This is a genomic window from Sphingomonas sp. T1, from assembly GCF_902506585.1.
GTDB classification, from domain to species: Bacteria; Pseudomonadota; Alphaproteobacteria; order Sphingomonadales; family Sphingomonadaceae; genus Sphingomonas; species Sphingomonas aerolata.
The window spans coordinates 1-16354 of record NZ_LR733891.1; the positions used below are offsets into that span (position 1 = coordinate 1).

The 16354-nt window shown below is 69.0% G+C and carries 15 protein-coding genes; 6 read left to right on the top strand and 9 right to left on the bottom strand.

Features of this window, described 5'->3' with window-relative positions:
* Nucleotides 1–945 (top strand): alpha/beta hydrolase (locus GV027_RS19050; protein WP_159513222.1); only part of this gene is annotated, 945 nt, incomplete at its 5' end.
* Here the strand turns inward: GV027_RS19050 and GV027_RS19055 are convergent.
* Complete coding sequence (locus GV027_RS19055; RefSeq protein ID WP_236559395.1) at nt 911–1852, bottom strand: 3-keto-disaccharide hydrolase; 942 nt, start codon at nt 1850–1852, stop codon at nt 911–913. The genes GV027_RS19050 and GV027_RS19055 overlap by 35 nt on opposite strands.
* A gap of 105 nt (nt 1853–1957) precedes the next feature.
* On the opposite strand from GV027_RS19055, the gene GV027_RS19060 reads away from it, so the two are divergent.
* Nucleotides 1958–2752, top strand: coding sequence for a ThuA domain-containing protein (locus tag GV027_RS19060; RefSeq protein ID WP_159513223.1), 795 nt, complete (start codon nt 1958–1960; stop codon nt 2750–2752).
* A gap of 2 nt (nt 2753–2754) precedes the next feature.
* On the opposite strand, the gene GV027_RS19065 is transcribed toward GV027_RS19060, so the two are convergent.
* Nucleotides 2755–3426, bottom strand: a complete 672-nt coding sequence (locus tag GV027_RS19065) for a DUF6445 family protein (protein ID WP_056673846.1) — start codon at nt 3424–3426, stop codon at nt 2755–2757.
* A gap of 113 nt (nt 3427–3539) precedes the next feature.
* Here GV027_RS19065 and GV027_RS19070 point away from each other — a divergent pair, with 113 nt between their 5' ends.
* Nucleotides 3540–4223, top strand: a complete 684-nt coding sequence (locus tag GV027_RS19070) for an HPP family protein (protein ID WP_159513224.1) — start codon at nt 3540–3542, stop codon at nt 4221–4223.
* Nucleotides 4224–4261: 38 nt separating this feature from the next.
* Here the strand turns inward: GV027_RS19070 and GV027_RS19075 are convergent, their stop codons facing one another.
* From GV027_RS19075 to GV027_RS19085, 3 genes are read right to left on the bottom strand one after another with little or no spacing between them, the layout of a single operon-like run.
* Nucleotides 4262–6082, bottom strand: a complete 1821-nt coding sequence (locus GV027_RS19075; protein ID WP_159513225.1) for a methyl-accepting chemotaxis protein — start codon at nt 6080–6082, stop codon at nt 4262–4264.
* Complete coding sequence (locus tag GV027_RS19080; RefSeq protein ID WP_159513226.1) at nt 6072–8111, bottom strand: TonB-dependent receptor plug domain-containing protein; 2040 nt, start codon at nt 8109–8111, stop codon at nt 6072–6074. The genes GV027_RS19075 and GV027_RS19080 overlap by 11 nt, the downstream gene beginning before the upstream one ends.
* Nucleotides 8112–8113: 2 nt before the next feature.
* Nucleotides 8114–8602, bottom strand: a complete 489-nt coding sequence (locus GV027_RS19085; RefSeq protein WP_159513227.1) for a YfiR/HmsC family protein — start codon at nt 8600–8602, stop codon at nt 8114–8116.
* A 243-nt stretch (nt 8603–8845) separates the two neighbouring features.
* Between GV027_RS19085 and GV027_RS19090 the strand changes: the two genes are divergently transcribed.
* Genes GV027_RS19090 through GV027_RS19100 form a run of 3 tightly spaced genes read left to right on the top strand, consistent with a single transcriptional unit; the run spans nt 8846 to nt 11077 of the window.
* Nucleotides 8846–9931 (top strand): Ca2+-dependent phosphoinositide-specific phospholipase C, encoded by a 1086-nt coding sequence (locus tag GV027_RS19090; RefSeq protein WP_159513228.1) that lies wholly within the window; start codon nt 8846–8848, stop codon nt 9929–9931.
* Nucleotides 9928–10653: an acid phosphatase gene (locus GV027_RS19095; RefSeq protein ID WP_159513229.1), complete on the top strand. Its 726-nt coding sequence runs from the start codon at nt 9928–9930 to the stop codon at nt 10651–10653. Before GV027_RS19090 ends, GV027_RS19095 begins: the two co-directional genes overlap by 4 nt.
* Before the next feature lie 19 nt (nt 10654–10672).
* A complete protein-coding gene (locus tag GV027_RS19100; RefSeq protein ID WP_159513230.1) occupies nt 10673–11077 on the top strand; it encodes a barstar family protein in 405 nt (134 codons plus the stop codon).
* A gap of 15 nt (nt 11078–11092) precedes the next feature.
* Here the strand turns inward: GV027_RS19100 and GV027_RS19105 are convergent, their stop codons facing one another.
* The 4 genes from GV027_RS19105 to GV027_RS19120 form a co-directional block, all read right to left on the bottom strand.
* A complete protein-coding gene (locus GV027_RS19105) occupies nt 11093–11569 on the bottom strand; it encodes a hypothetical protein (protein ID WP_159513231.1) in 477 nt (158 codons plus the stop codon).
* A 53-nt stretch (nt 11570–11622) separates the two neighbouring features.
* On the bottom strand, nt 11623–12459 hold the full coding sequence (locus tag GV027_RS19110; RefSeq protein ID WP_159513232.1) for an NPP1 family protein: 837 nt from the start codon (nt 12457–12459) through the stop codon (nt 11623–11625).
* Nucleotides 12460–12535: 76 nt separating this feature from the next.
* Nucleotides 12536–15559, bottom strand: coding sequence for a TonB-dependent receptor (locus tag GV027_RS19115; protein ID WP_159513233.1), 3024 nt, complete (start codon nt 15557–15559; stop codon nt 12536–12538).
* 80 nt (nt 15560–15639) lie between these two features.
* A partial coding sequence (locus tag GV027_RS19120) for a FecR family protein (RefSeq protein ID WP_201302714.1) occupies nt 15640–16354 on the bottom strand: 715 nt, incomplete at its 5' end.

A 16354-nucleotide genomic window follows, 5' to 3' on the forward strand; every position in this document is an offset into this window, starting at 1 on the left:
GCGCCGACCACACCCCCACCGGCCCCCGCGCCGGCACTCCGGGGAACGCTGGCCGGCCCGTTCGAACTCCGGTCGCGGCGCTTTGCGGGCACGGTGCGGCGCTACTGGGTCTATGTCCCGCCCGGCTATGATCCACGCCGCCCGCCCAATCTGCTGCTGTTCCAGGACGGGCAGCGCGCGACGAATCCGGCAGGGTCGCTCAGGGTGCCCGCGGTCCTCGACACGCTGATCCTGCAGCACGCAATCCCGCCGACGCTCGGCATCTTCGTGACGCCCGGTCACCGCGCGGCGCACTATCCCGACACGCTCGGCATGGAAAATCCGGATCACCGGGTGGAGGAATATGACGCGCTGTCCGACGATTATGGCTGGATGACGCTGAACGAACTGCTCCCCGCGGTCGCGGCACGCTGGCGGTTCGCCGACGATCCGAAGCGCCGCGCGATCGGCGGCACGTCGAGCGGCGCGATCGCCTCCTGGACGATCGCCTGGCGGCATCCGGAAGCGTTCGGCAACGTGATCAGCTTCATCGGCAGCTATACGTCGATCGGCCTCACGCTCGGCCCGGACGGCGCACCGCGCACGCTCGGCGGCGACCTCTATCCGGGGCTCATCCGCAAGAGCCCGATCCGCCCCTTGCGCATCGTCCTGCAGGACGGGGCCGCCGATCTCGACAACGAACATGGCAACTGGTTTCTCGCCAACCAGCAGATGGCAAAGAGCCTCGCATGGGCGAACGCGCAGGCCGATGCGGATCACCGCCCGGGCCCGCGCTACGACGTCAGGACAGCCTGGACGCGCGGTGGCCATTCGGACGCGGACGGCGGCGCGATCCTGCCCGACATGCTGCGCTGGATCTGGCGCGACCAGCCCGCAACCGCGGACGCCCCGCCCCCTACTGTCCCGCCCCCTACTCCCCCGCGACGATCTTCGGCAGGGTCGTGATCGGTTCGACCGTGATCGCGCGGAACCAGGTCTCGGCGCCTTCGGATTGTAGCTGGATCCGGCCATGCGTCAGCGGCTGCCGGCCGTCGGGGCCGATCGTCGCCAGATCATGCACTTCGCCGACCGGTACGCCGTTGACGACATGCACCGCGCGGTCGCCGACCACATAGAGGTCGAGCGTGTTCCACGCGCCGATCGGCCGCTCGGCATCGGTCGCCGCTTCGACGTTCCAGGTCGGCGTGCCGTTGACGATGTCGATCTCGCGCCCCCCGGCACGGAAGCGGAGATGCGGTTCGACCAGCGACGGATCGAACGTCACCCCGGTACGGCCGCGCAGCTTGCTCCCCACCGCGACGATCATCCCGGTCGATCCGGTCATGATCTCGAACTCGACCGAGGGCCGCCACGTCCCGAACACCTCGCCCGGCGCGCCATGCGTATGATAGAGCAGGCCGTTGTTGCGCGGCTGCGTCGCGCGCGGCGCCCAGGTCCTGGCCCCCCATTTGAACTGCAGCCGCAGGTGATAGTCGCGAAGATCGGCCTGGTGGACCAGGCTGCCCCAGGTCTCGCCCTTCACCCAGATCGCCGGCGCCCCGTCGACGCTGCGCACCGCGAAATCACCCTTGGTATCCCGGCTCGTGCCGATCGGCGGCGTGCCCGGCTTTGCCTGATAAGTGATCGACGGGTCGGGATAGCCGAGCCATGCGGTCCAGCCCGTGAGACTGCGCCCGTCGAACAGCGCGGTCGACTTGCCCGTCGCCACGGGGATGTCGGTCAGCCTGAGCCGCTGCGGCCCCGCGGCGGGCTCCCCCGCAATCGCCCGCGCCCGGTCCTGTGACGTCTGCGCGGTCGCAGGCGCGGGCACCAGCATCAGCGCGACCAGCGCGCGCTTGGATCTTCCAGACATTCGCCCTCAACTCCCCCATCATATTTATGACCCAGCATAGCGCGTTATCGCTACCAGTTGAACTCCGATGGTCCCACGCGCTAGGACCGGGTGGGAGATTGCACGATGCTCAAAATGTTGGCGCTGGCCGCCCTGCTCACCACGGCGCAGGCCGCGCCCGATCCGCATTTGCCGAAGGCCACGACCGACACCGTCGCCCCCGTGCTGCCCAAGGGCCTCGATCACGCGGTGCTGATCGTGTCGAAGACCAATGGCTGGCGGCATATCGAACATATCCCGCACTCGAACCGCGTGCTCGCCGACATCGTGCAGGGCCTGGGTCGGACAAGCTACGCGACCGAAAATGCGGCGGTCTTCAACGACGCACAGCTGCGCCACTTTTCCGTCGTCGTGCTCAACAGCGCCAGCGGTGGATTCCTGACGCCAGACCAGCGCGCGGCCTTCGCCCGCTTCGTCGCGCGTGGCGGCGGCGTCGTCGCGCTGCATGCCGCGGGCGACGACAGCCATACCGACGCCTGGTACAGCGACACGGTGATCGGCACGAAGTTCATCGGCCATCCGGGCGGCGAGGACCAGTTCCAGCGCGCGCGGCTCGTCGTCGATCGCCCCGACCATCCGGTCATGGCGGGGGTGCGCCTGCCCTGGACCGCGGTCGACGAATGGTATTCCTTCAATGCCAATCCGGCCGCCCGCGGCATGACCGTGCTCGCGACGCTCGACGAGGCGAGCTACCGCGCGGGCGCGAAGCTCGCGATGGGGACGCACCCCGTCATCTGGACCAACCCGCGCACCAAAGGCCGGGTGGTCTATTCGGCGCTCGGCCATTCACCAGAGGCCTATGACGACCCGACCTATCGACGCGTGCTCGTCAACGCGATCCGCTGGGCGGGCCAGCAATAACCTCATTCGATCGCGAGGAACGCGGTGATCGTCAGCCGCCCCGCCGCCGGATCCGCCGACAACACCGCATCGCGCGCGATCGCGCCGCTGTGCAGCACATAGCTGCGGTACAGCAGCGCCCGGTTGTATTCGGCGTCGACCAGCGCGGTCCGCTCGAACAATGCGGTATCGTCGGCGATATAGCCGTGCGGCGGCATCGTCGCGACCTCACGGCCGAGCCGTTCGAAAAAGTCGGGCGCGCGCGTCTCGTCGACCGTCTCGAACCCGGTGGCGCGATGACGGAAGAAGGCGGTCCCGTCGCGGTTCGTCGGCGACAGATAATGGATCAGCGCGATCCGGTCGCGCGCATAGGCATCGACATGCGGCAGCCGTTGCCGGATCTCGAGCGCGTCGGGCGTCACCGTGACGATCGAGAATTGCGCATCGACGACATGGATGCGGCGGCACGGCCCGAAATCGCGGCCCAGCGCGCGGGCGATCCGCGGAAGCTGGTCGGCCAGATACCGCTCGGGCAGCGCCGCGCGGAGACCGGGATAATGCTCGCCCGCGGATCCGAACGCCGCGTCCGCCGCCGCCTTGCGCAATCCGTCCGGATCCTCGGCAAAACCGTCGATGATCACCAGCGGCTCCGCCTCGCGGCCGATACGCCGCCTGGTCACATCCCCCAGCATCATGCCTCGCCATCATCCATCGTCACCGTCCTCTAGCGATCCCGGTGACGCGCGACATAGCGAAATGCACGGGCGCAGCGTAGGGGCGGCACGCTCAGCCACACGGACGATCGCTCATGCCCCTGCCCCGCGCCAAAGCCTTCTGGGCGACGGCCTTTCCCGCCGACCGCCTGCTTGGGGGCGTCGGTGCCTGTATCGGCATCGCGCTGACGATGCTCGTCTGCGTCGCGCTGCTCCCCGCCGGCGACGTTCCTCAGATCGTCGCGCCGCTGGGGGCGTCGGCGGTGCTCGTCTTCGCGGTCCGGTCGAGCCCGCTGGCGCAGCCCTGGCCGGTGATCGGCGGCAACGCGCTGTCCGCCGCGATCGGCGTCGCCGCGTTTCAGTTCATCCCCGACGCCAGCCTGGCCGCGGGCGTGGCGGTCGGGGCTGCGATCCTGGCGATGTCGCTGCTCCGCTGCCTGCACCCGCCCGGCGGTGCCGCGGCGCTGACCGCGGTGATCGGCGGCCCCGGCATCCATGCGGCGGGCTACGCCTTCGCGCTCGTCCCCGTCGCGCTCAATTCGGTCGTGCTCGTGCTGGTCGCCGGCCTCTTCTACCGCGTGACGCGGCACCCCTATCCGCATCACAGTGCGCTGCCCCCCGCCGCGATCGCGGCCGACCGGCGCGCGGCTGGATTTCACCCCGACGACATCGACGCAGCGCTCGAGGACATGCACGAAAGCTTCGACATCGCCCGCGACGATCTCCACGCGCTGCTCGCCAAGGCCGAACTTCACGCGCAACGCCGCCAGCACGGCTGAGCGCGGACCAGGTCTCGCGGCGCGTCAGTCCGGCAAGATCACGCGACCTGCCGTTGCTGCCGCTCGGGGCCTGCATCATCGCCGAGGAAATGGCGGGTAAAGGCATGCGCGTCGTCGGCCAGTGACTGCAGCGTCCGCTTCAGCATCGCGCCGGTCCGCTGGACCTCGTCGACCGAAGCGAGGTTGCGATCGACCGACGATGCGATCTGCTGGCTCGCCTCGGTGAGCATCTGGCTGCGGTCCTCGACCGCCTCGATCCGCCCGTTGAGCTGTTCGATCGCCTGCGCCTGCGCACGCGACATCGCCGCCACCCGGCCCGCACCGTCGTCCATGCCGTTGATCAGCGCCCCCAGACTGCCCGTACTCGCCACCACCGACCGGATCTGGTCCTGCACCGCCTCGATCTTCGAGCGCACGTCGCCCGCGCTCGCGCCCGTCCGCGTCGCCAGCGACTTGATCTCGGCCGCCACCACCGAAAAGCCCGCGCCCGCAGGTCCCGCGCGCGCCGCCTCGATCGTCGCATTGAGCGCGAGCAGGTTGGTCTGCTTGGTGATCGCGCTGATCACGTCGACGATCTGCTCGATGCTGCTGGCCTGTTCCTGCGACAGCGCGACGGTATCGTTGGCACTGCGCGCATGGTCGCTGATCGATCTGGCGGCGAGGCTGGTCCCCGCCACCTCCCGGTCGATCTCCTCGAAGGTGTGCGCCAGCAGATGCGTCTCCTTGCCCGCCTCGAGCATCTCGGTCGCGAACAGCTGCGCGATCGCGTCGAGCTCCTGTGCCAGCCGGCGATTGCCCTCGATCGTCTCGTGCAGGCTGATCGCATTCGCCTCGAGCAGCGCCATCGCCTCCTGCGCCTCGCGGATGATGCCGCCGACCTGGCGTTCGAACGCCTCGGCCAGCGCGGCCAGCGTGGCCTCGCGCTCGCGCCGCGCCTGCGCCTCGACCTCGGCGATCGCGCTGGCCTGCCGCGCCTTTTCCTCCTCGGCATGGCGGCGCAGCAGCTCGGCCTGATCCGCGAGGCGTTTCGCATCCTCGCGCTGCGTCTGGAACGTCGTCAGCGCGGTGACGACCAGCCCCAGCTCGTCATGCCGCTTGAGCGTCGACAGATCGATCGCCGCCTCGTGCATCACCGCATCCGTCGCCGCCGCAATGTCGGTGATCGAGCCGATGATCGATCGCCCGATCACATAGGCCATTATCAGGCTGCCGCCCGTGCCGACGAGCAGGACGAGCAGCAGGATCGCGATCGTGACATGCGTGACCAGCAGCGCCCCCGATGCCGCCTGCCCCGCGCGGCCGATCCCCGCGGCGGTCACGCGCCGGATCCGCGTATCGATCTGCTGCGCATTGGCGCGAAACGGGTCGACCATCGCCGCGGTGCTGGCAAAGTCGACCTCGAGCATCGACGTCAGCACGTCGACGGTCGCGGTATATCGGTCGAGATCGGCGAGCACCGGGCCCAGCTGGGCGCGCTGCCCGGCATGGCTGCGGCGGTAGCCGACCAGCGCCGTACGGACCCGGGCCAGGTCGCGGTGAATCGCCGCCACCTGCCCGTCGACCGCGATCGTCGGCGTCGCCGCCTTCGTCACCAGCAGGTGATAGACGTTCGCGTTGGCGATATCGAACCGCTGCGTGATCGCGTTGAGCTGCTTGATATCGCGCATGTCGCGGTTGACGATGTCGTCGACGCTGCGCCCGGTGATCAGCAGCGCCGCGGTGCTGGCCAGCGCCATCACCACGAACAGCACCAGCATGATGACCGGCGTCGCCGCGACCTTGACCGCGATCGGCCGGTCGGCGAGCGCCAGCCTGCGATCGAGCCGGTCCGACAGCCGGAAGAACGCGTTAAAGCGCAACTCGCACCCCTGCGCGCACGCGACGATCCGCCGGGATCGGCGATACCGCGGCGCCGTCCGCCAGCGCCAGATTCTCGCCCGCGACATAGAGTTCGAGCGCGGAGGTCAGCCGCAGCCCCGCCCGCGCATCGAGCGCCACCGCGTCGTCGACCCGGTAGAGCAGCAGCTGCGGCGTCGACGAGAAGGCGAATTGCCGCGTCGACGAGGTGTAACGCGCGACCCCCGACAGCGACAATCGCCCGATGTCATAGCCGAGCGCCAGATTGGCCTTGTGGACCGGCGTCGTCGACTTGGGCGACAGCGCATAGGGGATCGGCAGCGTCAGCGACGCCAGCTGCTCGTCGGTGTGCGTCCAGGTATAATTGGCGCGCCATGTGAGCGCACCGACCGCCCCCGACGCCGACACCTCGGTGCCATAGGTGGTATAGTCGCCGATCGCCGTGAACCGCGCGACGAGCGAGGGCAGCGGGGTCAGGAACAGCTCGGTCTGCAGGCCGTCGCCCGGCGACGCGATCGCATTGTCCGTCTTCGTCACGAACGCGTTCGCCTCGATCTGCGTGCCGCCGATCGTCCGCGCATAGCCGACCTCGCCGCTCCACACGCCGACCGGATCGATCCGCGGCGACCCTGCCACGAAGATCGGCACCGGCGCCGGGGTGATGATCGGCAGGCGGATCCCGTAATTCACCAGCGACGGCAGCTGGTAGCCGCGACCGCCATTGATCCGCAGCTGGCCGCGCGCATCGGTCTGGACGAGCAGCGCGACGTTGAAGCTGAACCGGGTGAAGGCCCGGTCGAAATCGCTCGCCACGTCATAGCTCGGCTGCGCGATCGCGCCCGCCTGGTGCAGCCAGAGCCGGTCGATCCGCGCCGCCGCGGTGATTGAAATCGCCTCGTCCGGATGCAGGTCGAGCATCGCATTGGCCGATCCGACGTCATACGAGATCCGCTCGGCGAACTGATAGGCCGAGCGCAGCCGGTTGTTGCGATATTCGCCGCCGAGCCGCAGCGTATCGCTTTTGCCCAGCCGGACCAGCGTCGACGCCTGGGTGACGATGATCCGGTTCTTGAACCCGAGCGGCTCGGTCGCATCCGCCGTCGCGCCGACGCCATATTGCACATCGAGCCAGTTGACATAGCCGCCCAGCGTCACGCCGCCCCAGCCCGTGTCGCGCGTGGCCGAGGCATGGACGTTGTCGCTGCGATAGCGCTGGTTCGACAGCAGCTGGCTCGGCAGATACTCGGCCTGCCGATTGGTCGAATGGCCGCCGCCCAGCACGGTCTCCAGTCCGTCGAACGAACCGGTGATGTCGCCCGACACCTGGTCGCTCGCGACGTCGCTGACCATCGCCGGGCGCAGCAGCGTCGCCGGGATGCGGCGCTCGTCCTCGCGCGCGCGGACCCCGGCCAGCCGGATCCCGATCGCCGGGGTGACGGGCAGCGTCACCGACCCGGCGAGCCGGCTGATGTCGTGATTGCCGAGCTCGGCGGTCGCGGTGACGGTCGGCGTCTGGCCGACGCGCCGGGTGATGATGTTGACGACACCGCTGGCGGCGTTGAACCCGAACAGCGCGTTCGCCGGCCCGCGCACCAGCTCGATCTGCTGGATCTCCTCGAGCTGGACGCCCAGGAGATTCCAGTCGGTCATGCCATAATGATCGAGATAGACCTGGCGTCCGTCGACCAGCACGAGCAGCCGCGCATTATAGGTCTGCACGCCGCCGCGCACCGACACGTCGCTCTGCCCCGCAGTCCAGCTGTTCACGTCGATGCCGGCATGCGTCTTCAGCAAACCGGGTACGTCGCGGGCGGGCGACCGGGCGATATCCTCGCGCGTGATGATGATCGCGGACGCGGGCAGTTCGGACGCGCGCTGTGGCTTGCCCGTGACGCTGGTCGTCACCGGCTCGCCGATCGTCTCCTGCAACGCCTGGTAATCGACGGCCTGCGCACCTGCGACGGCCGGGCACAGCACTGCACCGGCCGTCAGCATGGCGCGCAATCCGGTGGCGAAAGTCGAAACGGTCATCGTTAAATTTCCTTGATCAGCATCAGGAATGCCGACCCGAATCTGATATTGGCAGCCCGCGCCGCGGCGCGACTGACGGTGATCTGGGTCTTGGGACCCGAGGTGATGCCGACCACGCACCGCGCGGTCTGCACGCAGGCGGGGTCCGACGAGATCGTCAGGACCGACGATCTGGCGGCCGCGGCGGCGATGCCGGCATGCTCCGGGCGCAACCCGGTCGTGACGAAGGCGAGCCGGAATCCGGCCAGCGACCCGATCGCGCCGACCGGCACGCGGCGCGCGCGGATCGCACTGCGTCCGGCGGCGAGGCCCGATCCGATCGCCCGCTCGATCGCCGCCGCCTCGGCCTCCGATGCCGCATTGCCCGGCTCGAACACGATCGCCGCGGCGACCGTCCCCGCCGGACCGGGCTGAAGGAACGACACGACGCGCGCCGCGATCGGCACGTTCAGTTCCGCGGACAACGGCGTCGCGCTGCCCAGCGCGGCCACGCCGCACATCCATATCCAAGGTCTAAACACGCTGTCCCCCACTGAGGGGACAGCGAGTATCACCCGATATTGTCCAATTAGTTAATGGCTTAGAGACCGCGATACACAATCTGCGGCCCCATCCCGCAAGCCGTTGTGCGCCCAATTAAGACGGTCGCGTAACAGAACGGTCCTCGGCGCGTCATCTGGCGCGGCCATAGCCCGCGGACGACGCCGGCCGGGCGCCAACAGGGCAGGACAATCATGCGTATCTCGACGATGCTGCGGGCGACCGCGGCGGTTCTCCCCCTCGCCATGCTCGCAGCTACGGCCACCGCGAAAAAGGCCGAACCGCTGCGGATCAACGACATCGCCGTCATCGGCACGCACAACAGCTACAAGCAGCCGATGCCCGCCGCGACGATGGCGAAGGTGCGCGCCGCCGATCCGGCGATGGCCGACGCGCTCGACTATGCGCATCGCAGCCTCGTCGACCAGCTCGACGCGGGCGCGCGCCAGCTCGAGATCGACGTGAACTATGATCCGCAGGGCGGGCATTATGCGCGCGGCTCGTCGGACCCGAAGCTGCAGCGGCCGGGCTTCAAGGTGCTGCACATCCCCGGCATCGACAATGCGTCGAGCTGCGTCCTGCTCACCGAATGCCTGACAATCGTCCGCGACTGGTCCGCCCGCCATCCGCGCCACGTCCCGATCCTGCTGATGTTCAACGCCAAGGACGAACAGAACGCCGCGCGCGGCGGCATCGACGCGCTGCCGTTCGACGCGGCCGCCTATGACGCGCTCGATGCGGAGATCCGGTCGGTGCTGGCGCCGGGCAAGCTGATCGTGCCCGACGACGTGCAGGGGCGCTATCCGACGCTCCGCGACGCCGTCCTCGCCGACAACTGGCCGCTGCTCGAGGCGTCGCGCGGCAAATTCCTGTTCGCGCTCGACGAGCCGCCCGCCAAGGTCGCGGTCTATCGCGGCGCGCGGCGCTCGCTCGAAGGCCGCGTGTTCTTCATCAACACCGACGAGGCGTCGCCCGCCGCCGCCTATCTGACGCTCAACGACCCGGTCCGCGACGCCGAGCGCATCCGCCGCGACGTACGCGCGGGCTTCCTCGTCCGCACCCGCGCCGACGCCAACACGCGCGAGGCGCGCGCCAATGACGGCGTGCCGCGCGACACCGCGCTGGCGGGCGGCGCGCATTATGTCTCGACCGACTATCTCTGGCCCGATCCGCGCTTCGCCGGCGGCTACCGCGTCGCGCTGCCCGAGGGCCATGTCGCGCGCTGCAACCCGGTCCGCATCGCGAAGCAATGCGGCGACCTCGAAGGATCCGCCAGGTGAAGCCGTTTCTTTTTGCCGCGCTCGCGCTGGTCGCCGCAGCGGACGTGCCCAGGGCCTATCTGGCCGGCCATCCGATGCCCGACCTGATGCAGATCCTCCCCGCGCCGCCAAAGCCCGGCTCGCCCGTCGACCGCGACGATCGCGCGACCTTCGATGAGACCCGCGCGCTGCTCGGCACGCCGCGCGGGGCGCTCGCGACGCGCGACGTGACCGACGATCGCTACACCGTCTTTGCCTGCGCGATCGGCCGCAGGCTCGGTCCGCAGTCCTCCCCCGCGCTCGCCCGGATCTTCGCGCGGATGGCCGACCAGAATATGGTCGGCCGCGCCAAGGACGGCTTTGCGGTGCGCCGTCCCTATCTGACCGGCGACCTGCCGATCTGCGAGCCGAAGACCGCGCATCTCGCGGGCAATGGCGACTATCCGTCGGGCCACACGACATCGGGCTGGTCGGCGGCGCTGATCCTCGCCGAACTCATGCCCGACCGCGCGACCGCGATCCTGCGCCGCGGGCGAATCTATGGCGAGAGCCGCTACATCTGCGGGTCGCACAGCCGCAGCGCGGTCGAGGCGGGGTTCATGGCCGGCGCGGTGCTCGTCGCGACGCTGCACACCGCCCCCGAGTTCCGCCGCGACATGGACGCCGCGCGCACGGAACTCGCGCACGCCGCGGGCGCTGTCCCCGATATGTCGCAGTGCCGGATCGAGGCCGGCGCCAGCTAGCAGACGGACCAGCACGCGGATGATCGACGACCCCAGGGCCACGACCCTCACCATCGCCGGCCGCGCGATCCGCGACATTGCGAGCTTCTACGACGAGATCAACCGCGTCTTCATGGCGGGCGAGGACTGGTCGCTCGGCCAAAGCCTCGATGCCCTCGATGACCTGTTCTACGGCAGCTACGGCGCGCTTGCGGGCAAGGCCCCGGTTATCCTCGTCTGGCAGGATATCGAGACGAGCCGCGCCGCGCTCGGCATCGACGCCACCAGAGCCCATCTCCGCGCCAAGCTCCAGAACACGGCCTTCGACGCCGCACGCATAACCGCCCAGCTCGACGCGCTCGAACAGGGCCGCGGCGAGACCTATTTCGACACCATCCTGACCATCATCGCCGACCACCCCAACATCCACCTCGTCCGCGCCTGACCCGGCGCAATCGGGTTATCGCGGCGTCACCGATGCGCGGATGTGGAACAGGTTGTCGGCGACCTCGTCCATCTGGAACGGCACCGCCAACCGGTATCCATCGGCAGCGAGCGCCGCGGCGAGGCCCCCCAGCAGCATCTCCTGCCGCCGGTCGAGATCGGCCTGCCCGGTCACCGGGCGGATCGTCGCGCTCAGCGTGCAGCGATCGTCGCGGCAGGTGATCGTGACGTCGGACAGCAGCGGGTAGACGGTGCGAAGATGCGCGGCCGCGACGTTCGCGGCGACCGGTGCGACCGTGGTCGGCCTCGCCTCTGGTAATGGCGGGATCCTGGCGACGGGGATGGTCGGGGCCCGCACGACGGCGATCGCGGTCGCTGCGACGTCGCGCTCCCGCTGGCGCCAGCCGACGACGATCGCACCGAACAGCGCGACCATGATCGCCGCCGCGATCCAGCCGAACGACGGTGAAGGACGGACGGGGCGCAGTGGCATTCGGCCTCCGGTGCCGCCCCGCGTCGCCATTGGCGGCGCGGGGCGGGGCTGGATCAACAGAGCGTCGAGCCCGACGGGCAGCCCGGCGAATTGCTGCCGGCATCGACATTCGCGTTGAACCCCGGCGCGATGCCGCCGGCATTGGCCGCGGCCAGCGTACTGGCGAAGCGCGCCTCCTTGTTGTCGAAGTTCGCGCCCTTGAAGTCGTAGTTCGACACCGCGTTGCGGACCGCGACCGACGGATAGCCGTTCCAGCTCACCAGCGGCTGGATGAGCCACTGGCCGGTACCGTTCTCGGCCGGCTCGTCGCCGCCGTCGGTCTTGGAAAAGCGCCACAGGTGCGAAAAGCCCCAGGTCTCGTAATGGAAGACGAGCTTGACGTGTTCGCCACTCGAATCGCTGACGAAGCGGAGCTGGCCGCCGCTGGTCGGACGCGTATCCCAATCGCCGTGATCGCCGCGGGTGACACCAACGACCCGGCTGCTCGTGCCCTGGTCGGTGGTCCAGACGATGATCGATTCCCAGTCGAACGCATGCGAGAAGTCCGACTGCCAGAAATAGCTGTAGACCCGCCCGCAATAGCCGTTGTTGCAGCGGCTGCGCGCATAGACATTGCTCTGCGTGCGGTAGTTCGCGGCGCGGCACGATGCCGGCGGGCGCGTCGCATAGGTCGAGGCGGCCGGGCTGATCGCGCCCGACGCGTCGACCGCGGGGACGTTGAAGCAGACGTCGGTGTCGAAGTCGACCGCGGGCTGGAAGCGCTTGTCGAGCGCGGTGGCACGTTCGGGCAGCGGCGCAACCGGCGACGGCCAGCCCTGTCCAAGCGCGGGCGATGCCATCAGCGCCGCGACCAGGCTGACGGCGGACAACAATGTAGCTTGGCTTTTCATGCAAACTCCCGTGGCAGCTGTGTGGAGATACGCCGTACGCCCGCGTCCGCGACGGGGAGCGCCGCGGACACGAAGGTCAGAAGCTGGTGGTCACGCCGAAGGTGAAGATGCGGCCGCTGCGCGTGTAGACGAGCGTCCGGTCGGCGCTGAGATCGGCGAACTGCTCGATCGGCCGGTTGGTGACGTTGATGCCCTCGATCACGAAACGCAGATTCTCGACCGGGCTGTAGCGGATCTGGAAATCGACATTGTTGGTCGGCCGGATGCCGTCACCGACATTGGCGTTGCTCCCTGCGCCCGTGATGTAGCGGCTGCGATAGGCGGTCGAGACGCGCGCGCCGAACCGCTCGGTCTCGAAATAGAGCGTCGCGTTGGCGGCCCATTTCGACAGGTTGAACAGCGGGATGGTCTGGGCGACGCCGTTGTAGATCGCCTTCTGGTCGCCATCGATCCAGGTGCCGTTGGCGACCACGCCGAAATGGTCGAACGGCGCGGGCAGGAAGGTGAAGTCGTGCTGGACCGCGGCCTCGACCCCGCGGATGCTGGCGCCGTCGCCATTGACCGGCCGCGTATAGTTGTACGGCGTGGTACCGTCCTGCCCCGGCAGCAGCAGCGAGACCGGGAAGCCGGTGGCGCTGTAGGGCACCTGCGACGTCTCCGAGGTGATGAAGCTCGCCAGATCCTTCCAGAACACGCCGACCGACGCGAAGCCGTTGCGATCCATATAATATTCCAGCCCGCCTTCCACCGAGGTCGAGCGGAACGGCTGAAGGTTGGGGTTGCCGACCGACACCGTGCCGCCGAACGGCGCGACCGTCAGCGTGCCCGCGGCGGCAAGCTGCGGCAGGCCGGGACGGTTGACGTTGCGGCTCGCCGACGCGCGCGCGATCAGCTTGGGCGTGAGGTCGAGCGCGATGTTGAGCGCGGGCAGCCAGTCGTCGTTGCTGGTCTTGACCGTCACGGGCTGGAGCACCGTGACGCCGTTGGTCGCGGTCGCGAGCGACCCGCTGGAGACCAGCGCGGTATGGTAATAGCGCACGCCCGCATTGCCGCGCAGCCGCATCGAACCGAGTTCGGTATCCAGATCGAGCTGCGTGAAGCCCGCCCAGCTCGTCTCGCGGATGCGGAAGTCGCTGCCCGCGGTCAGGTTCGCCGCGGTCAGGTTCCGGTTGTTGCCGAGCAGCGCGTAGATGCCCGCGACGTCGCCGCCGATATAGGGGATCAGGCTGTCGCGGTTGATCACGTATTTCAGCGCGTCGGGTACCGCGCGGTCGCTGGTCGCCTGCGTCCCGTAGAAGATGTTGGTGAGATACTGGTACCCGCTGTTGGTGAAGCGCTTATACTCGCCGCCGAGCTCGAGCTTCAGGATCGGCGACACCGTATAGACCGCCTGGAGCTGGCCGTTGCGATAGGCGTTGTCGATCGTGTTTTCCTGCGTCACCAGCCGCTGGACGTTCCAGTTCGCCGGCTTGGTCAGGTCGAAGCCATAGGTGTTGACCGGGATCGTCGGCTGCATGTCGAAACTGAACGCGGTGTTGCGCGCCTGGAGGAAGATCTTGTCGAACGTCGGCTGCGCGAACGCCGACTTCTGATAGCCGGCGAGCGCGGTCAGCGTCAGGCGATCGCCGACCTTCCATTCGGCATTGGCCACCGCCTGATAGAAATCGGTCTGGTTCTCGACCCGGTGATGCTCGGTCCGCTGGTCGATCCCGGTATAGCTGGCGGCGACGAGCGAATTGCCCTGGATCGTCGCGGAGCGGATGACCTGCGTCCCGCTGACATTGCCGGTCAGCGCGTTATAGCCGCCCGCCGCGATCGCCCAGTCGTCGCGCTTGTCGGCGAGGTGTCCGTAGAGCAGGTCGACATCGAGCTTGAACCGATCGCCCGGATGATATTGCAGCGCGCTGGTGACGCCGATCCGCTCGCGGTCGGTGTACCAGGTCGAAGGCGACTGCGCCTGCGGTGCGAAGATCGTGCCGCCGCGCAGCAGCGCGCGCGTCGCCGCATCGATCTCGGGCCCGATATTGTTCGCGCCGTAGGTGACCTTGCCCCAGTTCCAGTTGCGATAGCCATATTCATTGTTGCGGATCTTCGAATAGGCGACCGAGACGAGCGCACCGAAATCGCCCTGGCGCTGCGAGAACAGCCCGACGAGCCGCGGGGTGATGCCGCTGGTCTGGTCGTTGGTCTGGCCCTTGGCCGACAGCACGATCTTCTGCCCGTCATAGTCGAACGGCTTGGCGGTGAAGAGCTGGACCGTCCCGGCGATGCCGCCCTCGTCCTGATTGGCGGCATAGCTCTTCTGCACGCTGACGCGGTTGAACAGCTCGGACGCGAACAGGCTGAAGTCGAAGCCGCGGCTGCGGCTGACGTTGCCGCGATTGTCCATCCCCGACGCGGTATTGCCGAGCACCTCCATGCCGTTCAGCTGGGTGCGCGTGAAATCGGGGCCGAGCCCGCGCAGCGCGATCTGGCGACCTTCGCCGGTGTCGCGGGTGATCGCGACGCCGGGGACGCGTTGCAGCGCTTCGGCGAGATTGAGGTCGGGAAAGGCGGCGATGTCGGACGCGACGATATTGTCCTCGGTCCCGACCGCGCGGCGCTTGAGCTCCTGCGCGGCGAGCAGGCTGCGGCGATAGCCGTTGACGACGATGTCGTCGGCGACCGCGACCGGGTCGGCTGCCAGCGTCGACACGCCCCCCCCGACGGCCCCCGCAACCGCCGGCGTGGCTACCGGCGCGGGTGCGCTGACGGTGCGCAGGCCCGGGCGCGGCGGCGCGCGCCGCAGGACCAGCACGCCGTTGCTCTCGACCGGGTGCAGGCCCGTGCCGCGCAGCAGCACGGCGAGGGCCGCCGGCGCGGTCAACCGCCCGCTCACCCCCCCGGTCCGCTGTCCCTGGATCAGCGCGGGCGCCGCGATCACCTGCATCCCCGTCGCGCTCGAATAGGCCGACAGCGCCGCGGCGAGGTCGCCCGCGGGAATGGCGAACGCGCGTGCCCCGGCCGACTGTGCCCCCGCCGGCCGGGCGTGTGCCGCCGCTGGCATTGTGAGCGCACACACCGCCAGAGCGAGTGCCGACGTTCCGTAAAACCGCGTCATGATAATCCCCCGTCATGGCGCCCCCACGCGCCATTCGGAAGGAAGACGGCGCAGCCCGACGGATCCGGACAGTGTTTTTTTCAGCGTGCGGTTTCGAGCGCCAGACCCCCGTCCCGCTCGACCACCGCGAACCCGAACCCGCCGCCGATCGCCGCCAGGAGCTGGCGTGGATGATCGGTCCGGAAACGGCCGAACACCGTCGTCGAGGCGAGCGGCTCGGCAGGGCGCGCGATCCGGACGCCGCCCTGCCGGTCGAGGATCTCGACCAGATCGTCGAGCCGCATGCCCGCGGTGTCGATCCAGCCCTGACGCCAGTCGGGCAGCCCCGGATCGAAGCGCTCGGGTACCGCCGTCACGCCGCCGCGGATGCTGCTGCGATAGCCCGCGCGGACCACGACGCCGCGCCGCGCGCCTGCTGACGCCGGGTCGAGCGGGTCGAACCCGACCGCGCCGCGATAGACCGCCAGCGCGACCTGCCGCCGCGTCAGATCCAGGTCGAACGCGGTGCCGAGCACGCGCGTCCGGCTGGCCCCCGCACGCACGACGAAGGGGCGCGCGGCATCGTGGCGCACGTCGAAGAACGCCTGGCCCGCCAGCAGCCGGGCACTGCGCCCGGCGGTCGTGTAGACGACCTGCAGTCGCGTCGCGCCGTTCAGCCGGATGGTGGTGCCGTCCGCACCGCGTCTTCCGTGCCATAAGCGAAGCTCTCGATCGGCAGCGTCTTGAGCACGCTGGTCACGTCTTCCGCCGAAAGATCGAGGTCGATTACCTTCGTCATGATCTCGGCCAGATTGA

Excerpts from the sequence above, each read along its gene's own strand:
- GV027_RS19055 (WP_236559395.1), bottom strand. The coding sequence starts at position 1,852 with ATGTCTGGAAGATCCAAGCGCGCGCTGGTCGCGCTGATGCTGGTGCCC.
- GV027_RS19060 (WP_159513223.1), top strand. The coding sequence starts at position 1,958 with ATGCTCAAAATGTTGGCGCTGGCCGCCCTGCTCACCACGGCGCAGGCC.
- GV027_RS19065 (WP_056673846.1), bottom strand. The coding sequence starts at position 3,426 with ATGATGCTGGGGGATGTGACCAGGCGGCGTATCGGCCGCGAGGCGGAG.
- GV027_RS19070 (WP_159513224.1), top strand. The coding sequence starts at position 3,540 with ATGCCCCTGCCCCGCGCCAAAGCCTTCTGGGCGACGGCCTTTCCCGCC.
- GV027_RS19080 (WP_159513226.1), bottom strand. The coding sequence starts at position 8,111 with ATGACCGTTTCGACTTTCGCCACCGGATTGCGCGCCATGCTGACGGCC.
- GV027_RS19090 (WP_159513228.1), top strand. The coding sequence starts at position 8,846 with ATGCGTATCTCGACGATGCTGCGGGCGACCGCGGCGGTTCTCCCCCTC.
- GV027_RS19100 (WP_159513230.1), top strand. The coding sequence starts at position 10,673 with ATGATCGACGACCCCAGGGCCACGACCCTCACCATCGCCGGCCGCGCG.
- GV027_RS19105 (WP_159513231.1), bottom strand. The coding sequence starts at position 11,569 with ATGCCACTGCGCCCCGTCCGTCCTTCACCGTCGTTCGGCTGGATCGCG.
- GV027_RS19110 (WP_159513232.1), bottom strand. The coding sequence starts at position 12,459 with ATGAAAAGCCAAGCTACATTGTTGTCCGCCGTCAGCCTGGTCGCGGCG.
- GV027_RS19115 (WP_159513233.1), bottom strand. The coding sequence starts at position 15,559 with ATGACGCGGTTTTACGGAACGTCGGCACTCGCTCTGGCGGTGTGTGCG.